Source organism: Planococcus beijingensis (genome assembly GCF_016820615.1).
GTDB lineage: Bacteria > Bacillota > Bacilli > Bacillales_A > Planococcaceae > Planococcus > Planococcus notacanthi.
Genome location: NZ_JADHDZ010000003.1, coordinates 225,485 through 237,895 on the forward strand (window position 1 = coordinate 225,485; position 12,411 = coordinate 237,895).

The window sequence follows — 12,411 nt, forward strand, 5'->3', positions numbered from 1 at the left end:
TTTCATTTTAAAGCAAATAAGCGATCACTATAGAGTGATCACTTATCATTTAAAGATTATTCAATACTTTATACCTTCGATAACAAATATCCCTTCTTCAGAAATTTGTTTAAGTAATTTATATAATATGACACTCTGTTTTTCTGAAGGATAATCCATACGGCCAGTAGCCCATTTTCTAAGAATGTCTAATTGCATAGAATTAATTTTTTTACTGTTTTGGTCTCTATAATATTCATAAACTTGAGTCCAAATTTTCATTTCTGTTTTCACTACAAAAATTTGCATTTCTACTTCAGTAAGGAGTTTTTTTTCTTTTTTCTCCTGTTTCATAATATTTTTTGCTTCTTCCTTTGCAATAAGCATTTCTGAAGTGAGTTTTACAGGGATTTGTAACTCTTTTATTTTACTCCAACAAGCATCTTTTTTACTCCACTGAGTAATGTTAGCCGATCCTTCTAGAGGATTAGTAATAGATTTGTGAACGTGTTCACTTATAACCTCAATAGCGTTGTAGACATCCCTTGGTAATTTTTGTGTTTCCCATATTCTCTGGAAGTTAAAGAATTTATCTTTCTTTTCAACAATATAGGACAAGTATGCCATAGTATAAGTTACTATTTGTGCTCGAAAAGCATTTTCATACCAGTTAGCATCGGAAACAATTTTTTCGATGTTTCTAAATAATATCACTCGAGCTACAACATCTTTAAAATAACTTTCTGTAATAACTTTGTTATTTTTCTCAAGTTGTGAAGTAACGTAGTCGGCAAAATCCGCGAAACTATATTGCGCACCTTTCGCTACTACTTGAGGTTTTTGCATCCAGGAATTCTCGCTTTTTGCCAGAAAAGTTTTGTCTAGCATTTGATTTTTAGGGTTTTCAAGCTGAAACCTAGTTTTCTCAGCTTTTGTTAAATATGCTTGTTCATTTAAATATTCTCCTCGCACTCTTTCGTAAAACCAATGTGTTCTTCTTTGAGATCCATTTGTAGCAGGAACCCAAACTCTCTTGGAATAGTCTTTCATTTCTAAATGAAATGGACTATTAGAGAAGAAGTCTGATTTATTTACTTTATTTTGGGTGTTCGCATACTCTGATATTTTTGAAACAAAATTGCTCTGATCCCCCTCTTTCTTAACTACAGTTAATTTCATTTGAACGGATATATCAGAAACATTTTTTTTAAGATTTCTTTTAGATGCATATATGGCTGAAGTAGTTTGACCGCCATTTACTATTTGTAGATTTTGAATTTTCACTATATTTCCTTTATTATCTGTTTCCACTGAAGATGCAGTAGCAGTTATACCATTATTATATGCAAAGAACATATCTGGTTGATACTCTATTGTATTTTTTATTCCTTTGTTTACATTTCCTTTAAATTGCAAAAAAGTTCTTACATTCTGCTCGAAAAGTTTTTGTCCATAATTTTCGTAAATTTCTACTAACTGCTCACCACTTATTACAGATAAATAAGACTTGTATGTCTCAGAGTTACCCTTAATTTCCAACGACGGTAAGGATGTATTTACTTCAATCTCTCCACTAGCGCTTTTTGACATATAAGTCTGATAAAAATATTCTATATCGATAACCCTAAACTCAACTGGTAAATCGGCTATTATTTCAGATTCAATTATTGACAAGTTTCTAGTGGATTTACCGTCTGATATTAATATGAGTCTAACTTTTTGTACCTTATCTTTTTCCAGATATTTATTTATATAATGCACCATTTCATATGCTTCAGAAGTTTCTTCTAAATCATTTTGGAGTGCCGAACATTTTTTCAAAAAATTTTTGAGCCTATTAAACTTAGTATTAATTTGAGTTTTTGTAAGCGTTTGAATTTCATCTTCCTGAAAAAATTGATGTACTAACAGTGAAAGAATACCTCTTTCCTCATCAAAATCATATCCATGAATTTCAATACCCGTTTTAATGTATTCTGCAGCAGTATAATTATTTGTTAAGTCACCTATCTCTCCCAATTCTTCGCAACAAATTTCCAAAAAAGCTTGTGGCTTTAATAATCCCCGGCTTTCTGATTCTGAAAGAACTGTCTGTAAAAAATTTTGATGATATTCAGTAAGTCCTATCATAACGATTCTTCTTTAATTACATTGTCATATTCTACCTCGAATTCGGATAGTCTTGATAAGTCAATAGTGTATTTAACAGATACTATTCTTGTATCTACTTGTGAAGAGGTAAGCCTTGGAAATTTTTCATTAACAACATAGGCTTTTTTATTGTCTACTTGAAATTTTTCTAATAGAGGATTTAGCTCTGAAATATAGCCGTATTCCAATAATTTACTTTCGAAAAATTCTACTAATGAAGGATGTTCATTAAAATGTTTTTCTTTTATTTCTTTCGATAGTTCTTCAATAGTCGTACCTTTTTCAGAAGGTGATATATTATAAAATGTTATGAAAAATTTATTTTTATTACTACTTAACTGTCCTAAAGAAGAAATAGTCGCCATCTCTCCTTTAGTTGTCTTTGAGCACTTTACTTCTATAACTGCATTCTCTAATAAAAAGTCTTGCTTATCTTTTTGGGGTCCAGTCCAAGCCTTTAAAGCATCTAAAACTCCCAACTCGGGAATAACTAGTTCTTTTAAACACAGAAGCTCTCCGTATAGACCCATCTGTTCTTCAATAGACAGTTTCTTTAGACTAGCTGACTTTAACATTTGTTGCCATTTATGAAGTCTACCATCAATTACACTCATCATTTTTTCTTCATCTTTATATTTCACAGTAACACTTATTAAATCTTTACATAGAGATCTAAATACTTCCCAATCTTCACTAGATTCCAAAATCAGAAAAAGATCTCCTCCATCCTTTTTTATATTTTTTGTAATAGTTATCCCTTTTAATTTGATAGCTTCTTCTTTAAAATTCACTACGCTAGCAGCGTTAATCCATAGCCCATACTTCCCAGTAGTTTCTTTTATCCAATAAATATCATGGGGAGTGTTAGGATCAGCTCTTCTGCGAGTCAAATTACCCATATTTTTCCACGGATTATCTGTCGTCGTCATCAAATTCAGCCTCCTCATTCATTAATTCTTGTAACTTAACTGTATTTACTTTATATTTAACAGTTTTTTTGTAACCACTTACCCCACTTGGAAAACTGACTCCAAACGCTGCAACTTTACAGAAAGGTAATTTATCGTTAACATCTCGCGGCTCTAGTACATGGAGCATAAGAAGTGGCTTTTCTAAACGCTGTCTAATATCTTTTCTTTTATCTCCAACCGTTTTCTTTACACCATCATCTAGCGCTATTTTTTCAGCAGTCCCTGAAGAAACTTGTCGATGATCAATTTCATAATAATCCTCCTTAGTTTTAAATACCCGCATTTGAGGCTTAATTGATATACCGTTATGCGTGAAATCATTTTTGCTATCACCACCGTAAAGCGCGACATCCCATTCTTTATTAACATCTTTAACATATTCACGGATAAAGTTTATAGGCATTCTTGCGTTGATTCCGGTCGAATCATAAATGTAAGTTTCAAAGTCATGTAAAAAGTCTTTAATAACTGCGCGTTTAACATTTTTCCATACAAATGCGCTTCCTTTATCTGGTCTTTCGAATTTATAGCCCAGGTTCTGTAAGTTATCAATAATATTTTCAATTGCTTGTAAATTTTTTTCCATAACTTTCGGATTTTTATTTAACCAACTAGTTTCTTTTAAATGTCCATCTAACTTCATTTCAAAATAAACATCATGACTGTTTCTTAATTTATTTCTAGCTGTAACCTGTAGACCACTCTCTGGATGCTGCCTTACAGCTAAACCAAAATCCCGAGGGGTCATTTTCCGTCTCCGCATTTCTTTCAAATCTTCTATTAAATCATCAGTAGCATCAATAATAGAAATAAATTTATTAATAGTTTCTGGAGACATGTACACATAACATAGATCTTCATAATCAGGACGATAACCAAACCATCTACCCATTTGCATTAATGTATCGTAAAAAGCCGTGTTTCTTATAAAATAACTGACGCTCAACCCCTCTAACGTAAACCCACGAGATAAACTAGTTCCCCCAATCACTATTGCATTAGTGGCTACATCTTTTCGATATTTTAAAGGTATTTTAGTATTAGAGTGTACTTCCCGAATTATTATTGCTTCGATTGTTTCCACCATACTGTGTAATATATCTGTCCACTCAAAATTATCTTCCTTATGTCTATCACGCCATGTTTCTTTAAGCTTACTTATATAAGAGCTTTGTGCTTCTGCATCAGTTAATTTTCCGTAAGCTACTATTTCTTTTTTTAATTCGTCCACATAATCTTGTACATATCCTCTTATATTCATATGCATATTCGTAAATCGAGATGCGTGAATCAGCATACTATTATGTTTATTTCCTTGTCCTCTTAAATTTCTTATAGCAACATTAATTGTAAATACTCTTATAGCTTCATACATACTGTCGGGTAAGCCATTCAAATAAGAATCTTTTTTATGGTTAGTTGGAAGAAAGTCGGTATAGTCATCAATTTCAACAATGTGTTTTAAATGTGTTTTTTTGAATATTTTTTTTGCGCCAAAGTAATTTCCTGGAGCTTCCAACGCATATATAAAGTCACTTGGAAATAAGTCTTTTCCTGTATCGTCAGTTTCTACCTCATGGTCAATAAGTATATTTGCATATGGTGTTGCTGTATAAGCTACATATGATCTTTTGCTAAATAAATTTAATAATTGGCGTATATTCTTATTTATAATAGTAGGATTTTCCTCTTTTTTAGTATTTATTGAAGCGTAATCTGCTTCATCATCTATTAATAACATTGCGTGATTAGCTATTTGATTTTTATACTGAGAAGTTAACCATTTAATTACATGCTTTAAAGTGCTAGCATTCTTTTTAATTACTAAGATAATAGGTGTGTTTATATTATCGAAGTTCAATCCCTGAGATAATCTATCCGCGTCTCTGCTATTAAAGTCTTGGTCCTCTGTAGTCAAACTTATAGGTTGAAATTCTCGGAGTAGACCGCTGACTTTTCCAACCCCTATTAAATTCCCAGCTTTGTCACTGCCTACAAAAGATTCATTTATTCTTTCTTGAGTTTGATCACGTAGGTTGTCTAGACCGCCTGCAATTACCACAATAAATTTATAACCTGCATCAGCAGCTTTGCATAATAAAGCTGCGTAATTTCCAGTCTTACCGGATTGGACGTGCCCTACAACCATGCCGTACCTCGAAAAGTTATCAAATTCTGCTGGATTTTCAATATTGTCCATAACAATGTCTGTATCTTCATCAATAGTTCTAACCACGTTAGGCGGCATAGAGTCTTCTAGATACTCCTTATATCTACTCCAATAGTAATTTTTACTGTTTTGTTTCTCTTTACTGGACCACCAGGTTGTATCTCTGCTTTGTTGATCTGTTCCTTGAACTAAAACCCCTGCTTTCATTTCGACATTATAATGAGTTTCTAATTCTCTCTCCATTCTGTTCCATTCTTTATCATCTAGCGCGGTTAACTCATTTGCCGATAAAATCGTTGCCAATACATCCCAGCCTATATGTTCTGCAGTTGTTTTTAAATTATTTATCTCTTCATCAATCTTTCCCGCTGGAATCGACCCGTCAATCTTGTTCAGTTTTCCCATTATAAAGCTTTTAATTGTTTGATAACTATTATTTTTCATTGTTTCAACCTCCTGTATTCTTTAAAAATTTCAGTATTTAATAGCTGCTCCATCATACTTTCATCTAGATTAGAAGATTTTAATTTGTTGATTATATCTTCTAATTCTTGATTAGTAAGTACTGACTTCTGATTTACTTCATGTGGGCTCTGTTGCAACTTAGACTGAATTGCATCTAAAGGTAAGAATGCTTGTATTCCTTTAAGATAAGTATCAAGTATTTCCATTTCTTCATGATCAAGGAGCATTTTTAAATAATTTAACAGTGGATGTTGAGTATTTAATGTAAACCTAACCTCGCCGTTCAAAGGAGATAAACTCCAAAATCTATTAACAGTCTTATCTTCAATTTTCCTGCCTCTGCCAGTGTATGGACGTGATCCTATTTCTGTCACTTGTGAAATAATTCTTTTTAAATCCTTTTTTATTTCTTCACCTGGACTAGCAGTTGATTTCTTAATGTCAATTCCCCAGTGTTGATCCTGGTCGTTTGGGATATCAATTTTTATTCTTACTAACTTGTGAGCATCAATAGATTTATGCAACTTCCACCATGTTCCATATATTAAAAGTCTATTTGCTCTATACAAATAAAATCCTTGAGATCTGGTATAACCTTCATCTGTAGCATATTTTTCATATTCTGCTTGAGATACTTTTGAATGATGCGGTAAAATGAATGGTTGAACTAAGATATTTTCTCCTTTGATTTTAATTTTTTCAGTTGATAACTGTTGAGAAGCTGGATGCTCTGGATTAAATGGATTAAACGGTTTTATAATATTATTATTTATATTAATTTTAAGAATTTTAGTGCCAGGTATTCCCTCAATAAATCTATGAAAAACTAAGGCTAGATGATCTCTCAGTTTAATAACCTCATTGGAAAAAGCCTGACTTTCGATGCCATCAATATTTTCCCAAACTATAAGTGTGCCAGATCTCAGTTTAGTTAATTCTTCAAACAATGGAATTCTATTTAGTGAACTTATTTCTGGTGCCAGCAAAAGCCACTTATTTTCTGCAGAAATGTAATCAAGATCCCACTGTCTCGCATTAATTTCTACTCCTATTTTTGAGATTACAGTTAGCTTTTTACATTGAGAAAAAGAAGCTGTTTTTAAACCTAAACCATATTTACCTAAATCAGTTTTTTTTCTTTTTAAACCTGGACTCTTCGTAGCAAGACGCATTGCTTCAACTAATTCTTCTTCATTCATACCAACTCCATCATCTAAAAGCGAAAGTTGCATTTGAGATTTTGCTGTAGTAAAAATATCAATGTTTTTTGCATTTGCAGTTATACTGTTATCAATAATATCAGCGATAGCAATGGGAAAAGTGTATCCCATGTCTCTTAAAGAATTAACAAAATTACTTACATTAGGTTCTATTACTTCTGAACGCATTAATATCCCTCTTTTGTAGTATTAAGTATGGTGATAAAAGTATCTTAACACTTATTTTACAATATTTTCATGTAAAAATATATAATTGATTGAACTTACTGCCTATTCTAAAAATATTTATAACTAATTTTTTAGCATTCATGTCATTAGATAATGTTTTATTAGATTGAAAAGTTCAAATGTGTAAAAACGCTTTTTATTAAATAGTAAAATAATCAAAATAACTTTCCAGAAAAAATATTAACTATCGACCAAGCCACTCTTTAAGATAAGTAGTACCTTAACACTGATCATCTAGAACTCTAAAACGAAAAAAACCTAATTAAAAATAAGTCAGGGTATTTTTCTGTATTATTTTTACTAAAACGTTCCTCTAATTAATAACTTTTTTAATTTGATTCGTTTCTTGAGTATCCCGCACATTCTTTTACAAATTGTGACCCATGGCAAACAAAATCAAGCCTAACGAGATGTCGTATACTCTTTTTTCTCGAAGCTATATTTCTAACATTGAGCATGCCGAGCACTAGCATCAATTTTGCAATTAGCATAAACTAGCTACTGCTGAAGTACTAGTTTGTGATCCCGATTACGTCGTCGCGGACTACCTATTTAAACGACACCTTCAGCAAAACTATTAACCTTAATTTTTTCACTTTGAGTTCACGATATTATGGAGATAAGTTCTTATTAAACTAACTCAGAGGTTCAACCGAGAATACCCTAATTAATCTCGAGCATTGTCTCTAACTATTTAAAAATAACTTCAAAATAACATATTCTCAAATATTCACCAAAAGTTTATATTGAATTGATATTGAGGATGTATAATATCCAGGATGAATCAGAAGAACACTTTGTCCGTGCTTGAAAAAGCTATATTCAGTTATGTCTTATATGTATTATTTGAAGATAGTTTTTAAAGATGGATAACCTGTTTTCATATGCTTACCTTCTCTGGCGGCAGGGGAATCTAAGAGCTTGGATTCGATCTGGATCAAACAGGAGGAATATGGAATGTTTTTAGCCATAAAAGAAATGAAGCATTCAAAAACGCGCTTTGCGATGATCGGCGCCATCATTATGCTGATTGCCTGGCTTGTTTTTATTTTGTCGGGACTGGGCAAGGGGTTATCGACCTTGGCAGCTGCCACGATGAAAAATATTGACGGGGACTTGTTCGTTTATGAAGAAGGCTCTGGAGCAACGATGATGAAAACGAAAGTGGCGGGCACGATTGCGGACGATATCGAAGGCAACTACGGTGTCGACAACGCTGCGAAATTTGAGCAATCCACAATTATTGTCCAGAACGAAGTCGTTTCAGATTCAAAAGAAAAAAATGACGTCACTTTTATCGGGATCGAACCCGGCAAGTTTATCGAGCCGGAAGTTGTAGAAGGCCAACAGCTGGATGCCAACGATCCATTCGGTGTTGTGATCGATGAATCCCTGCACGAAAAAGGCTACGATCTCGGCGATACCATCGTCGTTACCAGCTCCGATATCAAACTTGAAGTCATCGGTTTCACAGAAGGCGAAACGTTCAACCATTTGCCGACGGTCTTCGGAAATCTTGAGACGTGGCAGTCGTATGCATTTGCTGCACCCGGGTCTGACAATGGCCTTGAAAACCCGGTAACGATGATTGCGCTTCAGGGCGAATCGATCGACGGCAATCAAATCAACGGCCATTACGATGCGATTGAAACGTTCACGAAATCCGAAGCCGTCATGGGCATGCCGGGCTATAAAGAAGAAAGCGCGACGATCTACATGATGCTTGCTTTCCTGTTCGCCATCTCTGCTGTGATCATTGCCGTGTTCTTCTATGTATTCATTCTGCAGAAAACGCAGCAATTCGGTGTCATGAAAGCGATTGGCGCTTCTGACCGCTTTATCAAAAACTCCATTGTTTCCCAAGTATTTGTGCTGTCATTGGTCAGCATCATTGCCGGTATCGTGTTGACTTATTTGACGGCGCTGGTCTTCCCAGCAGGCATGCCGTTCAACCTGGACTTTAAAATGGTCTTGATCTATGGCGTGGTTCTATTGATTGTTTCTGTTCTGGGCTCCATGATTTCAGCGCGTCAAGTGACGAAAATCGATCCATTAACAGCAATTGGGAGAGTGGAATAAATGACAGGCTTAACTTTAAAAAACGTAACCAAATCCTTTAAAGAAGGCGACTCCACAGTCGATGCGCTGAAAAATGTTTCATTGACTGTCGAACCCGGCGATTTTATCGCCATTATCGGCCCATCCGGTTCAGGCAAGAGTACCTTATTGTACATCGCCGGTGCGCTTTTGCAGCCATCAACCGGTGAAGTGCTGGTGAACGGCACCAATATCGGCGAGATGAAAGAAACCGAGCTTTCGTCATTCCGTCTGACGGACATCGGCTTTATTTTGCAGACAGCGAACTTGATCCCGTACTTGAACGTATTGGATCAACTGTTATTGGTCCGCAGAATGAAAGGCAAAGTCGCTCCCAAAGACATGGAGTTTGCGAGAACCCTATTGAATGATTTAGGGCTGGGACAGAAATTAGGGAAGTTCCCGAATGAATTATCCGGTGGGGAACGCCAGCGCGTTGCGATTGCCCGGGCATTCGTCAACAATTCGAACATCATTCTTGCGGACGAGCCTACGGCAAGCCTGGACTCGAACCGCGCTTTTGAAGTCGTGAAACAAATCCGTAAAGAAGTGAAAGACCGCAACAAAGCAGCCATTATGGTGACACATGATGAGCGCATGCTTGAGTTTTGCGATAAAGTCTACCGCATGGAAGACGGCGTGTTGACGATCGAAGCTTAAGTTTTCACAAAAACACCTGACTCGAAAAAAGTCAGGTGTTTTTTACTGTATTCTTTTACTTGAACATCCTGCTGGTAACGGCTTATTTATCCTGATTCGCCTCTTCCGTATCCCGCACATTCTTTTGCACAGTAACGACGGCAAACAAACTCAAGACGAACGAGATGCCGTAAAAGCCTTTCTCGCTCAAGGTGATGCTTCCGGCATTGAACAGGCCGATTGCCATCAGTGCTATCGCGGCAATCAGTGCAAACCAGCTGATGCCGAAATACAGGTTGGTGACCCGGATTCCTTCGTCGCGGTCGCGGACCGCTTTTTGAAGCGACACGGCAGCGTAAAGCCCCAGAATTAGTAAAGTAATATAATAGCCTTTTTCGTTCAATTCCATCAGCGCATTGTACAGTCCGATCAAATACGCCGATACCCCGATCAGCAATGAGCCCCAGGCTGCGCCTTTGAACGCACCGGTCGGTTCCCCTAATCTGCGTTCTTCTTTCGGTTTTCTGCTGAACAAGTCTTCGTTTTCGCCCATCCGTCCCAACCCCTTTTCGCTTGTTTCATGATGCCTGCCTTTGGTGAATTCAATCTTCGATTGCTTGCCGCACAGAGAATTTATTCTGCTGGCTCAGTTTGAGTCCCGGTTTTATCCCAGGTGAATATCCCTCTCCCTATTCCAGTTTATCACAGCCCGCCCTTTAAGAATGTAAATTTTCTGACAGCTTATCCTCTCTACAGAAACCCGGTATGTCCGTGAGAACATCTGCTATTCAACCGTCAGCGAGAAAACATATGTAGCCGTCCCCTGCTCCCACTCCGCAATAATCTGATACACCGTTTTCCCGTTAGGCTCATCCAGCACGATGTCATCAAAAGGTCCTCTGCCAACGCCTTTCGAATCCCAGATTTGCACATAGTAGCTGTCCGGTTGCTTGTCGAAATGGAGATCGATTGTCGTTTCTTCATTTACTTTCGGCGCTTTCTGGTTCTCGGCCAACTCCAGAGGCGAAAGGGATTCCGCTTCGATTGTTGCCGATGCATTTTCCTTCTCGTCAAAGAAGCTCCAGCTATAGCCGCCCCGGATAGTCGGTTGCTCCCTTCCATCTACCGTTACGTCAAGGGCTGGAAGTGCCTCTTCCAGGTCCTTTCTGCTTTCCATGACAGGATCAGCGGGTTTTACCGCTTTTTCTTCTGAGCATGCTGCGAGTACCAGCAGGATGCCAACGGCCACAATTAGCTGCTTGAATTTCATTTTCTTGCCCTCCCTTTGCATCCATTAGACCTTTCGCCGGATGAAAAGTTACAAAAACAAAAAACGCACCCATCCAGAGCCGGTTAGTGCTCAAGATCGGTGCGCTTTCTTATTCCTCTATTCCCATTGATTTCTTATAGCCTTCCAAATACACTTTCTCGGACGGGCTGCTCATGTCCAGCGAACTCATGGCACGGTGCCAATTCGGGTAGATCGGTACTGGACGGGCGACGGCTTCGATTTGGTCGTGTTCTTCCTGCGTCAGCTTGATGTCGAAAGAAGCGATGTTTTCCTCCAGCTGTTCTTCGTTGCGCGCAGCGATGACGATCGGCCCGACATTCGGACGGTCACGCACCCACGCATAAGCGATCTGCGGTACGGAAGCATTGTGGTTAGCTGCAACTTCTTCTAATGCATCGATGACCCGGTAAAGCCGCTCCTGGTCCTGCACCCAAGGCTCCGGCCATCCGGCGCCTTGGCGTGTGTTCTCAGGCGCTTGTTTGTTGCGTCCGATTTTGCCGTTCAAAAGCCCTTCGCCGAGCGGACTCCAGATCATTGAACCGATGCCGAGCTCCTGGCCTGCCGGAAGCAGTTCGTATTCCGCTTCCCGCGCTTCCGGCGTGTAATAGATCTGCTGTGTGATCGGCGGGATATAGCCGCCTTGCTCTGCGACGGTGAACGTCCGTGCCAGTGCCCACCCGCTGTAATTGGATACGCCCCAATGGCGGATTTTTCCGGACTTCACGAGACTGGTCATCGTCTCGACAGTTTCTTCGACCGGTGTCTGCCCGTCCCACAGGTGAACAAAATACAAATCGAGGTAATCTGTTCCCAAACGTTCCAGCGTTTGATCGATGGATCGAAGGATGTTGCTTCTTGAAGCTCCTCTTGCGTTAGGGTTGTCTTCCATATGGAAACCGGTTTTCGATGTCAGCAATACGTCTTCACGGCGCTCTTTGATGGCTGAACCCAAGACCCGTTCCGCATCCCCTTTCGAATAGAGATTCGCCGTATCGAACATATTGATGCCCGCTTCGAGTGACATGTCGACCATGCGGCGCGCCAGTTTATCATCGATATTGCCGGCTGCTTCAAAACCGTTTGTTCCGCTGAAAGGGACCGTCCCGAGTATGTACTTCGGAACCCGCAAACCTGAATTTCCGAGATAGATATATTCCATGATAGCCTCCTGAAAACTGTATTTTTAAAAACAAGACAGTC

The 12,411-nt window shown here is 37.9% G+C and carries 9 protein-coding genes; 2 read left to right on the plus strand and 7 right to left on the minus strand.

Features of this window, described 5'->3' with window-relative positions; all coding sequences use genetic code 11:
- Window positions 1-60 precede the first annotated feature (60 nt).
- From IRE19_RS09750 to IRE19_RS09765, 4 genes are read right to left on the minus strand one after another with little or no spacing between them, the layout of a single operon-like run.
- Window positions 61-2,109: an AIPR family protein gene (locus IRE19_RS09750; protein WP_203340233.1), complete on the minus strand. Its 2,049-nt coding sequence runs from the start codon at window positions 2,107-2,109 to the stop codon at window positions 61-63.
- A complete protein-coding gene (locus IRE19_RS09755) occupies window positions 2,106-3,059 on the minus strand; it encodes a PD-(D/E)XK motif protein (protein WP_203340234.1) in 954 nt (317 codons plus the stop codon). Before IRE19_RS09755 ends, IRE19_RS09750 begins: the two co-directional genes overlap by 4 nt.
- Window positions 3,043-5,715 carry a Z1 domain-containing protein gene (locus tag IRE19_RS09760; protein WP_203340235.1) on the minus strand — a complete coding sequence of 891 codons (2,673 nt, stop codon included), beginning with the start codon at window positions 5,713-5,715 and terminating at the stop codon, window positions 3,043-3,045. Before IRE19_RS09760 ends, IRE19_RS09755 begins: the two co-directional genes overlap by 17 nt.
- Window positions 5,712-7,124, minus strand: coding sequence for an ATP-binding protein (locus IRE19_RS09765; RefSeq protein WP_203340236.1), 1,413 nt, complete (start codon window positions 7,122-7,124; stop codon window positions 5,712-5,714). The genes IRE19_RS09760 and IRE19_RS09765 overlap by 4 nt, the downstream gene beginning before the upstream one ends.
- A gap of 1,017 nt (window positions 7,125-8,141) precedes the next feature.
- Here IRE19_RS09765 and IRE19_RS09770 point away from each other — a divergent pair.
- Both IRE19_RS09770 and IRE19_RS09775 read left to right on the plus strand, forming a co-directional pair.
- Window positions 8,142-9,263 carry an ABC transporter permease gene (locus IRE19_RS09770; RefSeq protein WP_203340237.1) on the plus strand — a complete coding sequence of 374 codons (1,122 nt, stop codon included), beginning with the start codon at window positions 8,142-8,144 and terminating at the stop codon, window positions 9,261-9,263.
- Entirely contained in the window at window positions 9,264-9,941 is a 678-nt protein-coding gene (locus IRE19_RS09775) for an ABC transporter ATP-binding protein (RefSeq protein ID WP_203340238.1), read from the plus strand. It abuts the gene before it with no gap.
- 82 nt (window positions 9,942-10,023) lie between these two features.
- Here the strand turns inward: IRE19_RS09775 and yiaA are convergent, their stop codons facing one another.
- From yiaA to IRE19_RS09790, 3 genes are all read right to left on the minus strand, one after another.
- Window positions 10,024-10,473, minus strand: a complete 450-nt coding sequence (yiaA, locus tag IRE19_RS09780; RefSeq protein WP_191714714.1) for an inner membrane protein YiaA — start codon at window positions 10,471-10,473, stop codon at window positions 10,024-10,026.
- 231 nt (window positions 10,474-10,704) lie between these two features.
- On the minus strand, window positions 10,705-11,190 hold the full coding sequence (locus tag IRE19_RS09785; protein ID WP_203340239.1) for a hypothetical protein: 486 nt from the start codon (window positions 11,188-11,190) through the stop codon (window positions 10,705-10,707).
- A 109-nt stretch (window positions 11,191-11,299) separates the two neighbouring features.
- Window positions 11,300-12,370, minus strand: a complete 1,071-nt coding sequence (locus tag IRE19_RS09790; protein ID WP_203340240.1) for an aldo/keto reductase — start codon at window positions 12,368-12,370, stop codon at window positions 11,300-11,302.
- Between the last annotated feature and the right edge of the window lie 41 nt (window positions 12,371-12,411).